Genomic DNA, 22032 nt, shown 5'->3' on the forward strand with positions numbered 1-22032 from the left:
AATAAGCTGTCCTAATTAAAAGGAGGTTAATATAATATGTGCAGAAATAATAATTGTGAATATTTCCAAAGAGACGATTTTGAGGATATAAGAGATGAAGTATGTGATATAGAAAGTAGATGCTGTGAAGGATTTGTTAAGGAACAATTTACTATAAGATCAACTGCTACACCTGCTGGAGTAGTTGTTTATGACTCATCTGATCCAGCTACTACACGTGCTACAATAAAGATTAGAAACTTATCAAGAACTGTAAGTATTAGAGTTCAAGCAAGTCCTATTGACATTGTCATAGCACCAAATCAAGAAGCGGTAATTTCAGTAGCTCAATTAAATGCTGTTGTAATTACAGCATTATCAACAACTATGACTGCAAGAGTATTACTATGCTTTGATTTACAATTTGACTCACTTGGAAATTAATGCTGTTATTTATTATCTAATAAAATAAATAAGTTACCTTAAGAATAAAATCAATAATTTCTTAAAGGCAGAGATTTTTCTCTGCCTTTTTTGTTTTTGTTATAAGCATAAAATATATTAATTATTTAATTAAAAGATTAAGTATTTATAAAAAATAACGTAAATAATAAAGGTATAAATATGGTTAAAAAATCGACTAACATTGACATTTTTTTTAGTAAGGGTTATACTAAAATTTGTGTTTAATTTAAATAAATATAAATGTATACATCTAAAATAGAGAGGTATAAGTATGAATAAAAGTAAACTTTCAATAAAAACTATAGTTGCTATAGGAATTGGAGCTGCTGTATTTATGATATTGGGAAGATTTGGTTCTATACCAAGTGGTATACCAAACACTAACATAGAAACAGCATATGCTTATCTAGCGTTAATGGCAGTAATTTATGGTCCTATAGCAGGATTTTTAATAGGGCTTATAGGACATGGATTAAAAGATTTAGTGTTTTATGGAATGCCTTGGTTTAGTTGGGTAATATCATCGGCTATAGTGGGTCTTATAATAGGTATAATGTATAAAAGAATAAAAGTAGATGAAGGAGATTTCTCCATTAAACAAATTATAATTTTTAATATAACTCAAATTGTAGCAAATATAATAGCTTGGTTTGTTGTAGCACCTACTTTAGATATAGTTATATATGCAGAACCTGCAAATAAGGTATACATACAAGGAGCTATAGGTGGAATATCAAACATGGTTACAATAGGTATATTAGGAACATTAATATTAAAAACATACTCTAAAACAAAAATAAAGAGCGGGAGTTTAAGAGTAGAAGAATAATAGGCGAAAGGAGGCATTTATGAAAAAGAAAATAATTGAGTTTAAAGACTTCAATTTTAAATACAGAGTTCAAGCTGAGCCAACATTAAAAAATATAAACTTGACTATTTATGAAGGTGAAAAAGTATTAATAGTAGGACCATCAGGTTCAGGTAAAAGTACTTTAGCACATTGCCTTAATGGGCTAGTACCATTTTTCTATAGTGGAGAGATGAGTGGAGAATTAAGAATAAATAATGAGGATATAAAAAATAAAAATATATTTGAATTATCTAAAGTAGTTGGGACTGTTCTTCAAGATCCAGACAGCCAGTTTATAGGTCTTACAGTAGGAGAAGATATAGCATTTAAACTAGAAAACTATTGTGTAGAGCAAAATGAAATGATAGATAGAGTTAACAAAGCTGCTAAGTTAGTTGATATAGATAAGGAATTAGAAGCATCACCATACAAATTATCTGGGGGTCAAAAACAAAGAGTAACTTTAGCTGGAGTAACAGTAGATGAAGTTAAAGTATTACTATTTGATGAGCCTTTAGCAAGCTTAGATCCTGCGACAGGGAAAAGTGCTATGGAACTTATAGATAGTATACAACAAAAAGAAAATAAAACAATGGTAATAATAGAGCATAGATTAGAAGATGTTCTTCATTGTAAAGTAGATAGAATAGTAGTTATGGACAAAGGATGTATAGTAGCAGATACTACTCCAAATGAACTCTTATCAACTAATATCTTAGAAGAAGTTGGGGTAAGAGAGCCTTTATATATAACTGCTTTAAAATACTCAGGTTGTGAGATAAGTAAAGACTTAAAACCTGAAAGTATAAATACATTAGATATAGAAAAGTGTAAAGATAAAGTCAATGACTGGTATGAGAATACTAAAAAAGAAGAATTTAAAACTAAAAACGACTATATATTAGAACTAGATAACATAAACTTCTCATATTCTCCTGAAAAACAAATACTTAAAGATGTATCTTTTAAGATAAGAAAAGGTGATATAGCAAGTATAGTAGGTAAAAATGGTGCAGGTAAATCTACTATATCAAAATTAATATGTGGTTTTTACAAACCTACTAGTGGAAGAATATTATTTGATGGGAAAGATATAAAAGATGAATCTATAAAAGAGCGTTCGGAAAAAATAGGATTTGTTATGCAAAATCCTAATCAAATGATATCTAAGACTATGGTATTTGATGAAGTAGCTTTTGGTTTAAAGATAAGAGGATATAATAAAGAAGAAATAAAAGAAAAAGTAGAAAATGTACTTAAAACTTGTGGACTTTATGGTTACAGAAATTGGCCCATATCAGCACTTAGTTTTGGTCAAAAGAAAAGAGTTACAATAGCATCTATATTAGTATTAAATCCAGAGGTAATAATACTAGATGAGCCTACAGCAGGACAAGACTTCAAGCATTATACAGAAATAATGGAATTTTTAGTAGAGTTAAATAAAAAGGGTGTTACTATAATTATGGTAACTCATGATATGCATCTTATGCTAGAATATACAAGTAATGTAGTAGTTTTATCAAATGGTCAAAAAATAGGTGATGATAAATCAACTAAGATATTAACAAATAAAGAGATAATAGAAAAAGCAAATTTAAAAGAAACATCACTACAAGAACTAGCTATAAAATGTAAAATAAAAGATTCTGTAGAATTTGTAAATAGATTTATTGATTATGATAGGAGGGTTAGAAACATATGAATACAGAAATGTTGTCATATATAAAGAAAGACTCACCTATTCATAGGTTAACTGGAGCTACAAAGTTAATATGTTTTTTACTTTGGACAATAGCGGCAATGATAACATATGATACAAGAGTTTTACTTGGACTTTTTATTGTTGGAATAGTAGTATTTAAAATGTCAAAAATTGAATTTAAAGAAGTATCTTTTGTGCTTTATTTTATATTATTTTTCTTACTACTAAACGCACTTTTAATATTTATATTTGCTCCATATCAAGGTGTAGAAATATATGGAAGTAGGACGGATTTACTTCACTTAATAGGCCCATATACAATAACAAAAGAACAACTATTTTATGAGTTAAATGTAGTATTGAAATACTTTGCAACAATACCTATGGCGCTTTTATTTATACTTACAACGGATCCAAGTGAATTTGCAGCATCATTAAATAAGCTTGGTGTAAGTTATAAAGCTGCATATACAGTATCAATCGCTCTTAGATATATACCAGATGTTCAAAGGGACTATAAGGATATATCTTTTGCTCAGCAAGCAAGAGGAATTGATTTATCAAAAAAAGAAAAGTTATCTAAAAGAATAAAAAATTCGGCAGCAATACTTATGCCCTTGATATTCTCTAGTTTAGAAAGAATAGATAAAATAAGTTTAGCTATGGAGCTAAGAGCTTTTGGAAATAACAAAAAACGTACTTGGTTTAATAGAAGAAAATTTGAAAAAAGAGATTATATATCTATACTAGTGTTAATAATAATTTTATTAATATCTATAGTTATGATTAAGGTCGATGGTTCGAGATTTTATAATCCTTTTATATAATATAAAATTGCCAGATATATACTATTTAAAATCCATAGATGATAGCCTATATGAAATTTCATATAGGCTATTTTATATTTGATAAATTATAATATAAATTAATTAGTTAAAATTACTAAATAGTGTTAAAATAGTACATAAGATAATCAAAATTGAAAGGAGTAAGACTATGATAAAAGAAAGAATCAATAAATTAAGAGCGTTAATGAACGACAAAGGGATATATGCTTACCTAATACCATCTTCAGATTATCACCAAAGTGAATATGTAGGTGATTACTTTAAATCAAGAGAATATATATCAGGATTTACAGGTTCAGCAGGTACAATAGTAATTACTCAAGATGAAGCAGGTTTATGGACAGATGGAAGATATTTCATACAAGCTGAAAATGAACTTAAAAATAGTACTATAAAGTTATTTAAAATGGGAGAAGAAGGTGTCACTACTATAGAAAAATATCTAATAGATAATATGAAAAAAGATTCAAAACTAGGTTTTGATGGTAAAGTAGTATGTGCAAAAGAAGGAAAAAATTTAAAAGATAAATTAGAATTTAAAAATATTGATATAGAATATAACTATGATTTAGTAGGTCAAATATGGGAAAATAGAACGGAATTACCAAAGGAAAAAGCTTTTTTATTAGATGTTAAATACACAGGAGAAAGTTTTTCAGAAAGATTAAAAAGAGTAAGAAATGCTATGAAAGAAAAAGAAGCAAGTGTGCATATCATAACAACATTAGATGATATAGCGTGGTTATTTAATATAAGAGGTGGAGATATAAAACACAATCCAGTAGTATTATCTTATACAGTTATAACTTTAGATGAAGTTTATTTATTTATAGATGAAGACAAATTAGATGAAACTATAAAAAATGAATTAAATAAAGAGAAAGTACAAGTTAAACCATACGACTCTATATATGAATTTGTTAAAACTATAGATGAAAAAGAAGTTGTGTTACTTGATTCAAATAAAGTAAATTATGCTATTTATAACAATATATCAAAATCTATTAGAAAGATAGATACACAAAATCCTACTATTATGTTTAAAGCAATAAAAAATGAAATAGAGCTAAAGAATATAAGAAATAGCCATATAAAAGATGGTGTAGCTTTCACTAAATTTATGTATTGGCTTAAAACTAATGTAGATAAAGAAGAAATAACTGAAATAAGTGCGGCTCAAAAACTAGAAGACTTAAGAAGAGAACAAGATAAATTTATAGAACCAAGTTTTAATACTATAGCTGCATATAGAGAACATGCTGCTATGATGCATTATAGCGCATCAGAAGAAAGCAACTATAAACTAGAACCAAGAGATTTATTCTTAATAGATTCAGGTGGGCAATATTATGATGGTACTACAGATATAACAAGAACTATAGCATTAGGTGAAATAACAAGAGATGCTAAGACTCATTTTACAAATGTGGTTAGAGGTATGATTAGATTATCTAAAGCTAAATTTTTATATGGATGCAGAGGGTATAATCTTGACATATTAGCTAGAGGTCCACTTTGGAATTTAGGAATAGATTATAAATGTGGAACAGGTCATGGTATAGGATTTGTACTAAATGTTCATGAAGCTCCAAATGGATTTAGATGGAGAGTAGTACCAGAAAGAGATGATAGTTGTGTGCTTGAAGAAGGTATGGTAACTACTAATGAACCAGGGGTATATATAGAAGGTTCTCATGGTATAAGAATAGAAAATGAAGTAGTTACAAGAAAAGCTGAGAAAAATGAATATGGTCAATTCATGGACTTTGAGGTTATAACTTTTGCGCCAATTGATTTAGATGCAGTAGATGCAAGTTTAATGTTAGAAGATGAAAAGAAATACTTAAACAATTATCACAAAGAAGTATTTGATAAAATATCACCATTCTTAAGTAAAGATGAGTGTGAGTGGTTAAGAAATTATACAAGGGAGATATAATAAGTGAGTAAGGTAAAAACTAATGTATGTAGAATACTAGACTCTAAAAAAATAAAATATAATATGTACTCTTATGAATTCAAAAAAGGAGAACATGTAGATGGAGTTGAAGTAGCTCAGAAGATAGGTAAAGATGTTAGCATAGTATATAAAACATTAGTAGCTATATCTCAAAGTAAAAACATATATGTATATGTTATACCTGTAAATGAACATTTAGACTTAAAAAAAGCAGCAAAAGTAGCTAACGAAAAAAGTATAGAGATGATTAATGTAAATGATATAAATAAGTTTACTGGATATATAAGGGGGGGATGTTCACCTATAGGTATGAAAAAACTTTATAAAACTTTTGTAAATGAAAGTGCAAAAGAACTTGATAACATTATAGTTAGCGCTGGTAAAATAGGTTACCAAGTAGAGATTTCACCAAAAGATTTAAAAGATATAATTAATTTAGAGTTTAGAGATATTATAAAATAAAAAAGAGGGTAAATACCCTCTTTTTTATTTTATATAAAAAATTATGTTTTTATAAAGTTAGGTAAATATAAATTTTACATCATAGCCATAAAGTAATCTATTGCTATATAAATCCCTGAAAGTCCTACTAAGCCGTATACTATTTTGCTTAAAGTATTTATATTACCAAATCTTCCTCCACCAGCACAAATTGCTGCAACTAAATCAAAATTAGCGATACTTACTAGACCCCAATTTATAGCACCAATAATAACTAGTATAAGAGCTATATCATATAACATATCCATAGTTATACCTCCAAAAAAATTATTTGTATATTATATGATTAACAAATAATTACATTTTATACATAATATTAAAATAATTAAAATATAAGCAATATATTGTTAAAATTTGTAAAAAATGATAAAGTCTAATTGTGTTACGAATATTAAAAATAAAAATGGGGTGTATGTTCGAGTGAGAGAAATTAAATCTCATAAAATTACAGAAGCAGTAAAAAAAATGTGTATAGATGCCAACATAAATTTAGGAGAGGATGTTGTATGCGCTATACATAAAAACTTAGAAAAAGAGGAAAGTGAATTAGGGAAGAATATATTACATGTACTTTTAGAAAACACAAAAGTAGCAAATGAAAAAAATATACCAATCTGTCAAGATACTGGTATGGCGGTGTTTTTTGTAAAAGTAGGTCAAGAAGTATTAGTAAGTGGAAGTACAATAGAAGTTGCTATAAATGAAGGGGTTAGACAAGGATATGAAGAAGGATACCTTAGGAAATCCGTAGTAGATCCTATAAATAGAATTAACACGAAAGATAATACTCCGGCTATAATACACTATGAAATGGTAAAAGGAAATAAAATAGAAATAGAATTTGCTCCTAAAGGTTTTGGTAGTGAAAATATGAGTAAAATGAAGATGTTAAAACCATCTGATGGGGTAAAGGGGATAAAAGAATTTATAATAAATACAGTATCAGAAGCTGGTCCGAATCCATGCCCACCTATAGTTGTAGGTGTTGGTGTAGGTGGAACTATAGATAAGTGTGCTCAAATATCAAAAAAAGCTTTACTTAGAAAGATTGGAGAATACAACAAAGATAAATTTATAGCAGAGTTAGAGAGGGAATTATTAACAGAAATCAATAAATTGGGAATAGGACCACAAGGTTTAGGTGGAAATACAACAGCTCTTTCTGTAAATATAGAAACATTTCCAACTCATATAGCGGGTCTTCCTGTTGTAGTAAACATAAACTGTCATGCTTCAAGGCATAAAAAAGTTATAATATAGGGGTGATTTATGATTAAATTAAATATGTCATTATCCGATGAAGAAATAATCAAGCTAAGATGTGGAGATGTAGTAAGTTTAAGTGGAACTATATATACTGCAAGGGATGCTGCTCATAAAAGACTTATTGAAACTATAGAAAGAAAAGAAAAAATGCCTTTTGATATATGCGGACAGGCTATATATTATGTTGGACCAACTCCAAATAAGCCAAATGAGGTGATAGGTTCAGCAGGGCCAACTACAAGTTATAGAATGGATGACTTAACTATTCCTCTATTAGAAAGGGGTCTTAAGGTTATGATTGGAAAAGGCAAAAGAAGTGAAGCTGTAATAGAAGGTATCAAAAAACATAAGGCTGTATACTTTGCGGCGATAGGTGGTGCAGGTGCTTATATATCAAATTCTATAAAATCTTGTGAAGTTATAGCTTATGATGATTTAGGTGCAGAGGCAATAAGAAGATTAGAAATAGAAGATTTGCAATTAATTGTAGCTATAGATAGTTATGGTGAAAATATATACGAAAAAGGTAGGAGACTTTATTGTAAAAGATAAAACACGGAGGTAGAATATGTCTAAAGATTATGCACAATTAGCTTTAAAAATGCACGAAGAAAACAAAGGGAAAATAAGTGTAGTAAGTAAGGTAAAAGTAGAGAATAGAGATGAATTAGCAGTAGCATACACTCCAGGTGTTGCCAGACCTTGTCAAGAAATACATAAAAATAAAGATGATGTTTATAGATATACATCAAAAGGGAATATTGTTGCGGTAGTTAGTGATGGAAGTGCTGTTTTAGGACTTGGGAATATAGGTGCAGAAGCATCTATACCTGTTATGGAGGGAAAAGCAATATTATTTAAAGAGTTTGCGAATGTAGATTCATTCCCTATATGTCTTAAAACAAATGATGTAGATGAAATAGTAAATACCGTAAAATTAATGGAGCCAGTATTTGGAGGAATAAACTTAGAGGATATAAGTTCTCCTAGATGTTTTGAAATAGAATCTAGATTAAAAAAAGAAATGGATATACCTGTATTTCATGATGATCAACATGGTACGGCTATAGTTGTTGCATCAGCTATAATAAACTATTCAAAATTATCTGGTAAAAATATCGAGGATTTAGAAATAGTAATAAACGGACCGGGAGCTGCAGGATTAGCTATAGGAAAGATACTATTAAGTATGAAGGTTAAGAATGTAATATTCTGTAATGAATATGGTGCTATAAATGAAGAAATGGACAATCTAAACTGGGCACAGAAAGATATGTTAGATATAACGAACATTAGAAATGAAAGAGGAACTTTAAAAGAAGTAATAAAAGGTAAAGACGTGTTTATAGGTGTATCTGCGCCAAACTTATTAGATAGAGAAGATATAAAAACTATGGCAGATAAGTCTATGGTTTTAGCTATGGCAAATCCAATACCTGAAATAATGCCAGATGAAGCTAAAGCAGGAGGGGCTCTTGTAGTTGGAACAGGAAGGTCAGATTTTCCTAATCAAGTAAACAATGTATTAGCATTTCCAGGTGTATTTAGAGGGGCATTAGATGTTAGGGCTAGTGATATAAACGAAGAAATGAAAATTGCGGCAGCTTATGCAATAGCAAATACAATAGGAAAAGAAGAAATATCTTCAGAAAATATAATACCAGATCCGTTCAATAAAGATGTTACTAATAATGTAGCAAATGCTGTTAAAAAAGCTGCTATAAAAACTAAAGTTAATAGAATCTAATAAAAAATGGAGTTTACAATTAAGTAAACTCCATTTTTTATATTTTTATTTTAAATATGTTCCATTTTCATTTTGATATATATAATCTTTTTTCATTAGTACTCCAAGAGCACGTTTAAAGTTTTTCTTACTGCTTTTAAATTCTTTTGATATATCTTCTGGAGAACTTTTATCATTAAAATTCATATGACCATCATTACTCTTTAAATAATCTATTATTTGAGACTCAAGAGAATCTAGTTCATTTTTTCTTTCTTGTCTAGGAGTAAGTCCTAACTTTCCATCTTCATAAATCTTTATAACTCTTAGATTTTCAAGTTTATCTCCATGTTTTAAATCTGTAAAGTATTCATTAGCAAGTATAACTGCAGCATATTTATTATCTACACATACCATAGCGCTATTATTAGTTTGGAATCCATAAACTATACCAGAAACTGTATCTCCTATATTATAACTGTGGTCTGTTGTTAATAAACTATCTATATCTGTCGTAGCAGCAAGCCTACCTGTTTTATCAAGATATATATTGAATAAATATCTATTCCCCTTTTCTAAATCGTAAGTTTTAGCTTTAAAAGGAACTAATATATCTTTTGGAAGTCCAATATCTATAAAGCTACCTATTTTAGTGTGAGCAACAACTTTTAAGTAGCATATTTCATCTACTTTACCTTTAGGAGGTATAAGTGTAGCTGTACGTCTACCTTCTGAATCTATATAGATAAATGCATTTACTACATCTCCAAGTTCTATTTTGTTATGTCCTATAAATCTTTTATGAAGTAAAATATCATCCTTTGAATTAGATGTTTTTCCATCTAAAAAATAACCAAAGCTTGTTTCTCTCTTAACTTCAAGTTTATTGAAATCACCTATTTTTATCAAGTTTTATCATCTCCTTAAATTTTGATTTAATATATACGATTAAAATAATTAAATACTATGCTTTTATTAAAATTAAAATATGTAAGTTTAATAGTGTATCTTAATATAATACCATAGAAAGCACACATGTTAAACAAAATATTACATATAACATATAAAGAACATGATGCAAAAACATTATTTTTATCGTATAATGAATTATTTAAAATTTGTCATTGTATATACTTAAAAATATTTTATGCAAATTTTAAATAAACTATTGAATAGATAGATAGAAATAAAGTACAATTGGTATATACCAAAATAAATATTACAACATAAAAAGAGTGGTGAAAAATATGGAAATAGTAGATAAAAATATTACCACTCCACTTCACATACAATTAAGTTCTATAATTAGAAAAATGATAGAAGATGGAGAATTAAAAGAAGGAGACGCTATAATACCTGAAAGAGAGCTTTGTTCTAGACAAAATGTAAGTCGCATGACTGTCAATAAGGCGATTATGGGTCTTGTAAGTGAAGGAATATTATATAGAGTACAAGGTAAAGGTACATTTGTTGCTAAGGAAAAGAAAAAATATGAGTTCTCAAATGTAAAAGGATTTACAGATGTAATGAAAGAAAAGGGTATAAACATAAGGACTGATATACTATCTTTTGAAATGGAAGTACCAAGTGACTTAATAAAAAATAAATTAAACATAAAAGATGAAAAGACTAATGTATATAAGGTAGTTAGACTAAGGTATACAGATGGAGAGCCATTTGGTATAGAAACTGTCTATCTGTCGGAGCAAATGTGCAAAGGTTTTACTAAAGGGATGTTAGATAATAATTCGTTATATAAAATGCTAAGTGAAAACTATAACTATAAGATAACAAAAGCTAGGCAGACTATGGAGCCAGTGATTTTATCAGAAGAAGAATCTAATATATTAGATACAGAAGAAGGATCATTAGCACTTAAGCTTCAAAGAAATTCATATAATACTGAAGGTAAGCCAATAGAATATACAATATCTATATTTAGAAGTGATAAGTATCAATATGAGTTAATATTAAGTGAGTAGGGGTGATAAGTATGAAATGTATAGTTAATGGAAAAATAGTTTTAGAAAATCAAATATTAGAAAATAAAGTACTAGTATTTAATGAGAAGATAATCAATATAGTTAATGAAGCACCAAAAGATTGTGAAATAATAGATGCCAATGGAAATTATGTATGTCCTGGATTAATAGATATACATATACATGGCAACATGGGAAAAGATACAATGGATGGCACTGATGATGCTATTTGTACGATAGCTAAATCCATAGCAAGACATGGTGTAAGTTCATTTTTACCAACAACAATGACTATGGATGAAAAGAGTATAACAAATGCCATAGACACTATAAAGAAATATATGGATAAAGATACTAAAGGGGCCCAAATTATAGGGACTCATTTGGAAGGGCCATTTATAAATAAAGATTATAAAGGAGCTCAAAATGAAAAATTTATAGTTGCTCCAACTTATGAATTTATAGAAAAATACAAGGATGTAATAAAGATAATAACTTATGCGCCAGAAAAAGATGTAGATATGGAATTTACAAAAAAAATTAAAGCTAACACAGACATAGTTTTATCAATAGGTCATAGTAAAGCTACGTATGATGAAGCAAAAGAAGCTATAAATATGGGAGCGAGTAATATAACACATACATTTAATGGAATGAGCGGACTAAATCATAGAAATCCTGGGGTTGTTGGAGCTGCTCTTACAACTAATGTATATTGTGAGGTAATAGCTGATGAGATACATATAATGAAGGATTTATTCCAATTTATCTTGAATAATAAAGGTGAAGATAAGATAATTCTTATAACGGATTCAATAGAAGCTGGTGGATTAGAAGATGGAGAATATTCTTTAGGTGGTCAAAAGGTCATTGTTAAAAGTAATCAAGCAAGGTTAGAAAGTGGAAGTTTGGCAGGAAGTGTTATGCCTCTTAATAAGATGGTTTACAATTTTATGAATAATACTAATTTAGATATGAGAAAAGTTATAAAATTAGCATCAATAAACCCTGCCAAATCAATAGGCATAGATAACAAAAAGGGTAGTATAGAAATAGGAAAGGATGCAGATATAGCTATATTTGATAAGGATATAAACTGTCATATGACTATAAACTGTGGAAAAGTAATATACAAAAAATAGATGAGGGGATAATTTATCATGAGAATATTAGTATGTAAAGATTACAATGAAATGAGTAAAAAAGCTGCACAAATGATAGCGAGTCAATTAACACTAAAGCCAGATTCTGTTTTAGGATTAGCTACAGGAAGTACTCCAATAGGAATGTATAAAGAATTAGTAAGTATGTATGAAGAAGGTCTTATAGACTTTTCTGAAGTTAAAACATTTAATTTAGATGAATACTTTGAACTTCCAAAATCTAATGAGCAAAGTTATGACTATTTTATGAGAGAAAATTTATTTAATCATATAAATATAAAAGAAGAAAATATACATATACCAAATGGTATGACTGATAATATAGAAAAAGAATGCAAAAACTATGATGAGGCTATTAAGGAAGCTGGAGGGGTAGATATACAAGTGTTAGGTATAGGTCACAATGCCCATATAGGATTTAATGAACCTACAATAAACTTTGAAAGAGGAACTCATCTAGTTAATTTAAAGGAAAGTACAATAGAAGCTAATGCAAGATTTTTTGATAGCATAGATGAGGTACCTAAAAAGGCTATAACTATGGGGACTGGTTCAATATTTAAGTCTAAAAAAATAATGCTTTTAGCATCAGGGGAAGGAAAAGCAGAAGCTATATACAATACAGTTTACGGAAAAGTTTTACCAGAAGTACCAGCATCAATATTACAATTTCATAATGATATAGTATTAATCTTAGATAAAGACTCAGCAAGTAAGTTAGATCAAAAAGATTATAAGTTAGTATAAAAAATAACACCTCATATGAGGTGTTATTTTTTATTAATTAAAATTATATTTTAAGTATTTATATTTCATTAAATGGTATAAAAAATTGTACAACTGGGTTTTAGATGATTATTTAACCAATAGAGAAATTTTTTAAACCTATACTAATTTTCATATGAATTTAAGTATTATAAATCTATATATGAATATTAGGTATCAATAATTTTATTTTTTGAAATTTGATTTTAAAAAGTTTTTAGGGGTAAGAATGGTAAGTAGCAATAATTTCCATTATTTTATAATGTTCTATTTAATAAAACTTTTATTTGAATCTTAATTAAATAAAGGGGGGAAAAATCTAATGAGCAAAAAAAATAATATTAAAAAGACATTTGTATTAGTAATTACAACAACAGTAACTATACAATCAATGATGGTAAATGTACTAGCAGATGAAATAGAGTCTAGTAATAAAGATACAACTGGAATTGGTTTGAATAAAGAAGAACATTTAGATCCAATTTCTATAGATAAAAAAAATGAGCCATCTACAGAAATTTCTAACACAGAAAGTATAGATACTAAAAATGAAATTAAAGATAATAATTTAAAAATTGAAAATAAACCTATAGTAAATAGCGATGCTAAATCTGTAGATGAAAAGGTTAAAGAAAGTAAAATAATTGATATTAAAGATATAAATTTAAAAAGAGCAATAAATAAACAGTTAAGAAAGAAAGATTTGGATGCAGATATAAGTAAGTCTGAATTAGAGTCATTAAAAAGATTAACTGTAATTGATTCAAAAATATCAGATTTAGAAGGACTGCAATATTGTGTGAATTTGACTTACTTATACTTAGATGGAGATCAAATAAATGATATAAGTCCTATAAAAAACTTATCTAAATTAACTATTTTGCACTTAAATAATAATCAAATAAGTGATATAAGTCCTATATCAAAATTAACTAATTTAGTTACTTTGAACTTAGCTAGAAATCAAATAAGTGATATAAGTCCTGTATTAAATTTAACTAATTTAGCTGATTTGGATTTAGCTAATAATCGAATAAGTGATATAAGTTATGTATCAAATTTAACTAAATTAACTAATTTATCTACTTTTGACTTAACTAATAACCAAATAAGCGATATAAGTCCTATATCAAATCTAACTAATTTAGTTACGTTGCGCTTAACTGAAAATCAAATAAGTGATATAAGCCCTTTATCAAAATTAACTAATTTAAATTATTTATATTTAAATCACAATCAAATAAGTGATATAGCTCCTTTGTCAAACTTAACTAAATTATATGGCTTGCATTTGTCTTACAATCACATAAGTGATATAAGTTCTATAGGAGGATTGACTAAATTAGCAGGATTATATTTAAGTGATAATGAGATAAATGACATAAACTCTTTAGAAAATTTGACTAATTTAGATTTTTTAAATTTAAATAATAATCAAATAAGTGATATAACTCCTTTATCAAATTTAACTAAATTAACTATCTTGCACTTAGCTAATAACCAAATAAGTGATATAAATATCTTAGAGAGATTATCTAAGTTAATTATTTTAGATTTAGCAGATAATAAGATAAGTGATATAAGTCCTATAGCTAATCTAAATAAACTGATTTTTTTAAAATTAAACAATGATCAAATAAGCAATATAACTCCTTTAGCTAGTTTGAACCATTTAAATTACTTACAATTAGATAACCAAAATATAAAATTAAAATCAAAAAAAGTAAAGCAATTGGGGTCAATAGAAATTGATGACATAATAGTAGATGAAAAAGGAAATAAAATAGAACCATCAAATATTTCTGAAAATGGATTATATAATAAAGATACTAACAAAATCTTATGGAAAGATATAAATGTTAATAGTGAAAATTACTCTTTTTCAAAGAATGTAAATATTGGTAAATGTAATGCTGAATTTTCAGGTAATGTAATTCAACCAATCGAACTTATAGTAAATAAAGCACCAACGATAAATGCAGAGAATAAAACAATAAAGGTTGGAGAAAAGTTTAATCCATTAACAGGAGTAACTGCTAATGATAAAGAAGATGGAAATATTACTGACAAAATTAAAGTAGTGGAAGATACAGTTAACACAAATAAGGTAGGTACTTACACAGTTAAATATGAAGTAACAGATAATGAAGGAGCAACAGCTACTAAAACAATTACAGTCACAGTAAAAAGTAATGATAAACCAGTAATAACTGGAGTTGATAATATAAGTATAAGAGAAGGAACGGAATTTGATCCAATGGCTGGAGTAACTGCTACAGATACTGAAGATGGTAATATAACTAAAGATATTAAAATAACAGGAAATGTAGATGTTAATAAGCCAGGTAAATATGAATTAATATATACGGTAACAGACAGTGATAGAAATACTACTACTGTAAAAAGAGTGATTATAGTTAATCCTAAAATGGTAGAAATAAATGCAGTGCCAACGATAAATGCAGAGAACAGGATAATAAATGTTGGAGAAAAGTTTAATCCATTAACAGGGGTAACTGCTAATGATAAAGAGGATGGCAATATTACTGATAAAATTAAAGTAGTGGAAGATACAGTTAACACAAATAAGATAGGTACTTACACAGTTAAATATGAAGTAACAGATAGTAAAGGAGCGACAGCTACTAAGACAATTACAGTTACAGTAAAAAGTAATGATAAACCAGTAATAACTGGAGCTGATAATGTAAGTATAAGAGAAGGAACGGAATTTGATCCAATGGCTGGAGTAACTGCTACAGATACTGAGGATGGTAATATAACTAAGGATATTAAGATAACAGGAAATGTAGATGTCAATAAGCCAGGTAAATATGAATTAATATATACGGTAACAGACAGTGATGGAAATACTACTACTGTAAAAAGGATAGTTACCGTTTTACTAGATTCTATTAAAAATGATACAAATAACAATCAGACTGAAAATAAATCAGAGTCAAATGAAAGTAGTGTAAGCTCAAATAGTATTGTAAGCGCGAATAAACCAAGTAGTTTACATCAACCTAATAAAATCGAGATAAACGATAATTTTAATCCTCAAACAGGAGATACAGGTAGTTTAGGATATATTGCTTTAGTACTAGTAGCATTATTAGGACTAGTTGTAAATAAAATAAAAAAAAATAAGGCTTAGTTAAGCCTTATTTTTTTTTATTTTAACCTAAATTATTTATGCGATTTTATTTTACATTAGTATAGGGTTTACAAATTTAAGGAAAATAGATGATATATATACTTTAAGAAAAATAAAAAATATAAAAGAGTTAAAATTTTTTAGATTATAAAAGTGAGTTAGAGATACTAAACTTTATGAATATTAATATAAACAAATGTAGAGGTGTTTTACATATAAAACCAGTAAAATACTTGATTTATATGTAATGCTTTAAAAATGAAAAAATTAAAAAAACTATTGAATTATATATAGAAGTTTTATATAATAAACTTTGATGTTTAGGTATTTTAAACAATATGTTTACTAAAAATATGAAAATTAGGAGGTGGAAAGATGGATATAGGTGAGAAAATAAAGAGAATGAGAATTGAAAAGCAATTGACTCAAGAAGAATTAGCTAATAGATGTGAATTATCAAAAGGATTTATATCTCAATTAGAAAATAATTTAACTTCACCATCCATAGCTACACTTATAGATATATTAGAAATATTAGGAACAAACTTGAGAGAATTTTTTAATGAAATAGATGATGAAAGAATTTGTTTTACAAAGGATGATATGTTTGAGACAGAAGATGAAGATCTTAAATATACATTTAAATGGTTAGTTCCAAATTCACAAAAAAATGAAATGGAGCCTGTAATAGTAACTCTAGAACCAGGCGGTAGGTATAAGGAAGAAAAGCCACATGAAGGTGAAGAGTTTGGCTATGTTCTTTCAGGAGCCATATACCTTCATATAGGAGATAAATATAATAAAGTAAGAAAAGGAGAGAGTTTTTACTTTAAGCCAAGAGCTAATCACTACATATCAAATGCAGGAAAAACTACTGCAAAAGTGATTTGGGTATCAACTCCTCCATCATTCTAGGAAAGAGGTGTTAATAATTGGGTGAAAATATAATTGAATTAAGAAATCTATCAAAACAATATGATGATTTAAAAGTTTTGGATGATTTATCTTTAGATATAAAGAAAAATGAATTTTTAACGTTACTAGGTCCAAGTGGATGTGGTAAGACTACAACGCTTAAAATAATAGCAGGGTTTGAGCAGGCAGATGAAGGTAGTGTATTATTTGAAGGAAAAGAGATTAATGAAATACCTCCATACCAAAGACCTGTAAATACAGTTTTCCAAAAATATGCATTGTTTCCTCATATGAATGTATATGAAAATATAGCATTTGGACTTAAGATAAAGAAAATGCCTAAAGATAAAATAGATGAAAAAGTAAAAGAAATGTTAAAATTAGTGGCATTAGAAGGAAAAGAAAATAGAAAGGTTGATTCACTAAGTGGAGGGCAACAACAAAGAATTGCTATTGCTAGAGCATTAGTAAATGAACCTAAATTATTATTATTAGATGAACCTTTAGGGGCGTTAGATTTAAAGCTAAGACAAGAGATGCAAATAGAATTAAAGAGAATGCAAAAGAAGTTGGGAATAACTTTTATATTTGTAACTCATGACCAAGAAGAAGCTCTTAGTATGTCAGATACTATAGTTGTAATGAACAAAGGTAAGATACAACAAATGGGAACACCAGAAGATATATATAATGAACCTAAAAATTCATTTGTTGCAAGATTTATAGGAGAAAGTAATATATTTGATGGAATTATGTTAGAAGATTATAAAGTTGAATTTTGCGGTAAAGTATTTGAATGCGTAGACAAAGGGTTTGAAAAAAATGAAAATATAGAAGTAGTAATAAGACCAGAAGATATAAAAATGGTAAATCCAGAGGATTCAATGTTAAAAGGGACAGTTACATCTAGTATATTTAAGGGTGTTCATTATGAAATAGAAGTTAAAGAAAATGATAGAAAATGGATTCTTCATAATACTAAAAATGCACAAGTTGGATCAGAATTAGGAATGGATATATATCCAGAAGATATCCATATAATGAGAAAAGAGCAAAATTAATTATGAAAAATAAAAAATCTATACTAGCATATCCATATATAGTATGGAGTGCAATATTTATTGTAATCCCTTTAATACTAGTATTTGTTTTTAGTTTTACTATAGAAACAGATAATGGTCGAGTGTTTTCTTTAGCTAACTACAAAGAATTGATGGACCCTATTTATTTTAAAGTATTTTTTAGATCGATAACATTAGCTGGAATATCTACAATTATATGTCTTTTAGTAGGATACCCAGTAGCATATTTAATATCAAAAGCAAATGTAAATAGAAGAGGAACATTAATATTATTATTTATACTTCCTATGTGGATGAACTTTTTATTAAGAACTTATGCATGGGTTGCTATACTTGGTAAAAATGGACTTTTAAACTATTTATTAGGAATATTTGGAATAGAACCTGTTAGCATATTATATACTAATGTAGCAATATTACTTGGAATGGTTTATAATTTCTTACCATTTATGGTTTTACCTATATATACATCTTTATCTAAGATGGATAATGATTTAATAAATGCTGCAAGAGATTTAGGAGCAAATAGTTTACAAGTATTTACCAAAGTGATATTCCCATTAAGTTTGCCAGGCGTAGTTTCTGGAATAACAATGGTATTTATGCCATCTGTAACAACATTTGCTATATCAAGATTACTTGGTGGTGGTAAATTTATGTTAATAGGTGATTTAATAGAACAACAATTTACTGTTGTAGGAGATTGGAACTTTGGTTCAGCAGTCTCTATATTTATGATGATAGTAATACTTATATCAATGGCAGTAATGTCTAAAGTTGATGATGAATCAGATAAAGAAGGCGGTGGGTTATTATTTTAAAGTTAAAGAAAGTAATATCTAATGTATATTTGTTTTTGGTATTCTTATTCTTATATGCACCAATATTTGCACTAGTTGTATTTTCATTTAATGATTCTAAATCAATGGCTCACTGGAGTGGATTTACGTTTAAGTGGTACCAAAGATTAATACATGATGAGAATATAATGAGTGCACTATACTACACTATAATAGTTGCTTTAATTTCATCTATAATAGCAACTATAGTAGGAACTATAAGTGCAATAGGAATACAAAAGATGAGAACAAGAGGAAGAAAGGTAATGTTAAATGTAAACTATCTTCCTATGCTAAACCCAGATATAGTAACAGCAGTAGCTCTAATGAGTTTATTTGCTTTTTTAAACATAGAGTTTGGTTTTACAACTATGTTATTAGCTCATATAATGTTTAGTATACCATATGTAATATTGTCGGTTCTGCCTAAGGTTAGGTCGATGCCACAAAACATAGAAGAAGCAGCAATGGACCTAGGTGCTACACCTATGTATGCACTTAGGAAAGTAATACTTCCTCAAATAAAACCAGGAATAATATCAGGATTTTTAATTGCATTTACGATGTCAATAGATGACTTTATAATTAGTTTCTTTAATACAGGAAATGGAGTTAGTAATCTTTCTATAGAAATATATGGTATGGCAAGAAGAGGTATAAAACCAGAAATAAATGCTTTATCTACTATAATGTTTACAGTAGTATTAATATTGCTTTTAATATCAAATAAAAAACAATCTATAGTAGCAGGGAGTGACAAATAGTGAAAATAAGAAAAAAGATAATATCGCTTTTAACTATAGGTATAATAAGTTCAGTAGCATTAACTGGATGTAAAAGTTCTACAGATTCTACAAAAGTACTTAATGTATACAATGTTGGGGATTATATAGACGAAGATCTTATAGCTAAGTTTGAAAAAGAAACTGGAATAGATGTATTATATGAGACTTATGATACAAATGAGATGATGTATCAGAAAGTTAAAAGTGGAAGTACTAATTATGACTTAGTTTTCCCTTCAGATTATATGGTTGAGAAAATGAGAAATGAGGACTTACTTCAAAAGATAGACTTTAAAAATATACCAAATATGAAATATATAGATAAGAGTTTTTTAAATCCAGTATATGATCCAGATAATGAGTACAGCGTACCATATATGTGGGGAACATTTGGAATATTATATAATAAGAAAATGGTAAAAGAGCCTGTTGATAGCTGGGACATATTATGGGATCCAAAATATAAAGGAAACATAATGATGTTTGACTCAGTTAGGGATACTATGGCAATAGCATTAAAAAAACTTGGATACAGTATGAATACTACAAATCCAAAAGAAATAGAAGAAGCAAAAGAACTTCTTATGAAGCAAAAAGATTTAGTTTTAGCATATGTTAATGATGAAGGTAAAGATAGATTATTAGGCGAAGAAGTTGCTATGGGAATAATTTATTCTGGAGATGCAGTTACCTTAATGGAACAAAATCCTAACTTAGCTTATGTAATACCAAAAGAGGGAACTAATAAATGGGTAGATGCTATGTGCATACCCAAAACAGCACAAAATAAGAAAGAAGCTGAAATGTTTATTAACTTTTTATTAGAACCTGAAAATGCTAAGCAAAATGCTGAATATATTGGATATTCTATACCTAATACGGGAGCAATAGAGCTATTAGATGAACAAACAACTGAAAATCCAGTTGCATATCCACCTAAAAAGTTACTGGATAAATGCGAGACATTTATAGATTTAGATGACAAAATAAAATTATATGATAGAGCTTGGATTGAGTTAAAATCAAAGTAAAAGAGTAGAGTATTCTACTCTTTTTTTTGAAAAGAAATTATACTTTATGTTAATTTATAAATAGATAAAACTTAATACATAATTCTTATTGTTTATATATAAAAATAGTTTCTTTTGTAGTTTGTTTTATAAACTCTTCCAGAACATTATTTATTATATCTCTTGATTCATAGAAGGCTTTATGCCCATCTTCTTCTAAATGAACTAAATAAGAGTTTTAAAGTCTTGATACTCCATATCCATTGTATCTAGATATATACCTAATGCATATAGCACCACCCATTGAATGTCCTATTAAAGTAATATAATTTGATTATAGTATTATATTATTAATTTAAAGAGACATATGTTAACTTAAAAACAAGAAGAGAGGTATGAGATTTATATAAATAAAAAAATAATAAAAACTATTGACTATATACGTTCAAGGTGGTATAGTTATACTTGTCCTTAAGAAAAGGGCAAAACAAAAAAGTAAGCGCCAATATAGTCGCTTAAAATGAACTTTGAAAATTAAACAGTAGGTTAATTTATATAACTGATTCTTAAAAGAATCGAAAACAAACCAAGCCAGATATTCAGATAATGATAGTCTGAGCAGGAAAACTTATATTTGAGAGTTTGATCCTGGCTCAGGATGAACGCTGGCGGCGTGCCTAACACATGCAAGTCGAGCGATTCTCTTCGGAGAAGAGCGGCGGACGGGTGAGTAACGCGTGGGTAACCTGCCCTGTACACACGGATAACATACCGAAAGGTATGCTAATACGAGATAATATGTTTTTATCGCATGGTAAAAACATCAAAGTTTTTGCGGTACAGGATGGACCCGCGTCTGATTAGCTAGTTGGTAAGGTAACGGCTTACCAAGGCGACGATCAGTAGCCGACCTGAGAGGGTGATCGGCCACATTGGAACTGAGACACGGTCCAAACTCCTACGGGAGGCAGCAGTGGGGAATATTGCACAATGGGCGAAAGCCTGATGCAGCAACGCCGCGTGAGCGATGAAGG

The 22032-nt window shown here is 28.3% G+C and carries 20 protein-coding genes and 1 rRNA gene; 19 read left to right on the forward strand and 2 right to left on the reverse strand.

Annotated elements, in window-relative coordinates:
- The first annotated feature begins 36 nt into the window (after positions 1–36).
- From I4U66_RS13255 to ybaK, 6 genes are all read left to right on the forward strand, one after another.
- The gene (locus I4U66_RS13255) at positions 37–423 is read left to right on the forward strand and encodes a hypothetical protein (protein WP_092923186.1); all 387 of its coding nucleotides are present in this window, start codon (positions 37–39) and stop codon (positions 421–423) included.
- Positions 424–715: 292 nt separating this feature from the next.
- On the forward strand, positions 716–1273 hold the full coding sequence (locus I4U66_RS13260) for an ECF-type riboflavin transporter substrate-binding protein (RefSeq protein WP_092923189.1): 558 nt from the start codon (positions 716–718) through the stop codon (positions 1271–1273).
- Positions 1274–1292: 19 nt separating this feature from the next.
- Positions 1293–2999 (forward strand): ABC transporter ATP-binding protein, encoded by a 1707-nt coding sequence (locus tag I4U66_RS13265; RefSeq protein ID WP_195238569.1) that lies wholly within the window; start codon positions 1293–1295, stop codon positions 2997–2999.
- Positions 2996–3826 carry an energy-coupling factor transporter transmembrane component T family protein gene (locus tag I4U66_RS13270; protein ID WP_092923195.1) on the forward strand — a complete coding sequence of 277 codons (831 nt, stop codon included), beginning with the start codon at positions 2996–2998 and terminating at the stop codon, positions 3824–3826. Before I4U66_RS13265 ends, I4U66_RS13270 begins: the two co-directional genes overlap by 4 nt.
- Before the next feature lie 169 nt (positions 3827–3995).
- Entirely contained in the window at positions 3996–5786 is a 1791-nt protein-coding gene (locus I4U66_RS13275; RefSeq protein ID WP_195929201.1) for an aminopeptidase P family protein, read from the forward strand.
- 3 nt (positions 5787–5789) lie between these two features.
- Positions 5790–6269 (forward strand): Cys-tRNA(Pro) deacylase, encoded by a 480-nt coding sequence (gene ybaK / locus I4U66_RS13280; RefSeq protein ID WP_092923201.1) that lies wholly within the window; start codon positions 5790–5792, stop codon positions 6267–6269.
- Positions 6270–6343: 74 nt separating this feature from the next.
- Here ybaK and I4U66_RS13285 read toward each other — a convergent pair whose 3' ends face one another.
- Complete coding sequence (locus I4U66_RS13285; protein WP_092923204.1) at positions 6344–6556, reverse strand: DUF378 domain-containing protein; 213 nt, start codon at positions 6554–6556, stop codon at positions 6344–6346.
- 172 nt (positions 6557–6728) lie between these two features.
- Here I4U66_RS13285 and I4U66_RS13290 point away from each other — a divergent pair, with 172 nt between their 5' ends.
- Genes I4U66_RS13290 through I4U66_RS13300 form a run of 3 tightly spaced genes read left to right on the forward strand, consistent with a single transcriptional unit; the run spans position 6729 to position 9321 of the window.
- Positions 6729–7568, forward strand: coding sequence for a fumarate hydratase (locus I4U66_RS13290; protein WP_195929203.1), 840 nt, complete (start codon positions 6729–6731; stop codon positions 7566–7568).
- 9 nt (positions 7569–7577) lie between these two features.
- Entirely contained in the window at positions 7578–8126 is a 549-nt protein-coding gene (locus I4U66_RS13295) for a Fe-S-containing hydro-lyase (RefSeq protein WP_092923207.1), read from the forward strand.
- A gap of 16 nt (positions 8127–8142) precedes the next feature.
- Positions 8143–9321, forward strand: coding sequence for an NAD(P)-dependent malic enzyme (locus I4U66_RS13300; RefSeq protein WP_092923210.1), 1179 nt, complete (start codon positions 8143–8145; stop codon positions 9319–9321).
- A gap of 45 nt (positions 9322–9366) precedes the next feature.
- Here the strand turns inward: I4U66_RS13300 and I4U66_RS13305 are convergent, their stop codons facing one another.
- Positions 9367–10209, reverse strand: coding sequence for a CvfB family protein (locus tag I4U66_RS13305; protein ID WP_092923214.1), 843 nt, complete (start codon positions 10207–10209; stop codon positions 9367–9369).
- Between the two features lie 338 nt (positions 10210–10547).
- Here I4U66_RS13305 and I4U66_RS14855 point away from each other — a divergent pair, with 338 nt between their 5' ends.
- The 10 genes from I4U66_RS14855 to I4U66_RS13355 form a co-directional block, all read left to right on the forward strand.
- Positions 10548–11282: a GntR family transcriptional regulator gene (locus I4U66_RS14855; RefSeq protein WP_092923217.1), complete on the forward strand. Its 735-nt coding sequence runs from the start codon at positions 10548–10550 to the stop codon at positions 11280–11282.
- 11 nt (positions 11283–11293) lie between these two features.
- Positions 11294–12424 (forward strand): N-acetylglucosamine-6-phosphate deacetylase, encoded by a 1131-nt coding sequence (gene nagA, locus I4U66_RS13315; protein ID WP_092923220.1) that lies wholly within the window; start codon positions 11294–11296, stop codon positions 12422–12424.
- Positions 12425–12442: 18 nt separating this feature from the next.
- The gene (nagB, locus tag I4U66_RS13320) at positions 12443–13192 is read left to right on the forward strand and encodes a glucosamine-6-phosphate deaminase (RefSeq protein ID WP_195929205.1); all 750 of its coding nucleotides are present in this window, start codon (positions 12443–12445) and stop codon (positions 13190–13192) included.
- Between the two features lie 340 nt (positions 13193–13532).
- Positions 13533–16367 carry an immunoglobulin-like domain-containing protein gene (locus tag I4U66_RS13325; protein ID WP_195929207.1) on the forward strand — a complete coding sequence of 945 codons (2835 nt, stop codon included), beginning with the start codon at positions 13533–13535 and terminating at the stop codon, positions 16365–16367.
- A gap of 375 nt (positions 16368–16742) precedes the next feature.
- Positions 16743–17282 (forward strand): helix-turn-helix domain-containing protein, encoded by a 540-nt coding sequence (locus I4U66_RS13330; protein WP_092923256.1) that lies wholly within the window; start codon positions 16743–16745, stop codon positions 17280–17282.
- A gap of 17 nt (positions 17283–17299) precedes the next feature.
- Complete coding sequence (gene potA / locus I4U66_RS13335; RefSeq protein WP_092923259.1) at positions 17300–18343, forward strand: spermidine/putrescine ABC transporter ATP-binding protein; 1044 nt, start codon at positions 17300–17302, stop codon at positions 18341–18343.
- Positions 18344–18345: 2 nt separating this feature from the next.
- A complete protein-coding gene (locus I4U66_RS13340) occupies positions 18346–19185 on the forward strand; it encodes an ABC transporter permease (RefSeq protein ID WP_166504874.1) in 840 nt (279 codons plus the stop codon).
- 104 nt (positions 19186–19289) lie between these two features.
- Complete coding sequence (locus tag I4U66_RS13345; protein WP_092923305.1) at positions 19290–19967, forward strand: ABC transporter permease; 678 nt, start codon at positions 19290–19292, stop codon at positions 19965–19967.
- The gene (locus I4U66_RS13350; RefSeq protein WP_176579628.1) at positions 19964–21019 is read left to right on the forward strand and encodes an ABC transporter substrate-binding protein; all 1056 of its coding nucleotides are present in this window, start codon (positions 19964–19966) and stop codon (positions 21017–21019) included. The genes I4U66_RS13345 and I4U66_RS13350 overlap by 4 nt, the downstream gene beginning before the upstream one ends.
- A gap of 609 nt (positions 21020–21628) precedes the next feature.
- Positions 21629–22032 (forward strand): 16S ribosomal RNA (locus I4U66_RS13355); the annotation flags it as partial.

The organism is Romboutsia sp. D33t1_170424_H2 (assembly GCF_015669105.1).
In the GTDB taxonomy this organism is placed as follows: domain Bacteria; phylum Bacillota; class Clostridia; order Peptostreptococcales; family Peptostreptococcaceae; genus Romboutsia_C; species Romboutsia_C hominis.